1 protein-coding gene is annotated in these 278 nt (G+C 41.4%); it reads right to left on the bottom strand.

Going from position 1 to position 278, the window contains the following annotated elements; all coding sequences use genetic code 11:
- Nucleotides 1-232: hypothetical protein (locus ACTHS3_RS17790; RefSeq protein ID WP_440368745.1), on the bottom strand; the 232-nt coding region annotated here is incomplete at its 3' end.
- Between the last annotated feature and the right edge of the window lie 46 nt (nt 233-278).

Genomic DNA, 278 nt, shown 5'->3' with positions numbered 1-278 from the left:
CACCTGAAGGATCGCCATACAATCGATAATTAAAGGCTTCCGAATATTTCCCTAAGTCATGCAACTTTCCCATCTGGCAGGCAATTTCCTGTGCCCCAAATACTCGCGCAAACTCCGCCGCCATTTCCCCAACATTTACCGAATGACTTTGCAAGGTTTGCCAATGTTCGTAAGGCAAGAGATTGCCGAGTTCATCTTGGGCAAAATGAGCATAGTAAATTAGGGGTTTCATATTGAAATTCTAAAAAAATTCAAACTGATATCAGGCAATGATAATA

This window comes from Neisseria sp. P0009.S007 (assembly GCF_051962515.1).
The sequence above is the reverse complement of the archived record's forward strand: the minus strand, read 5'-3'. Positions and strand labels throughout refer to the sequence as shown.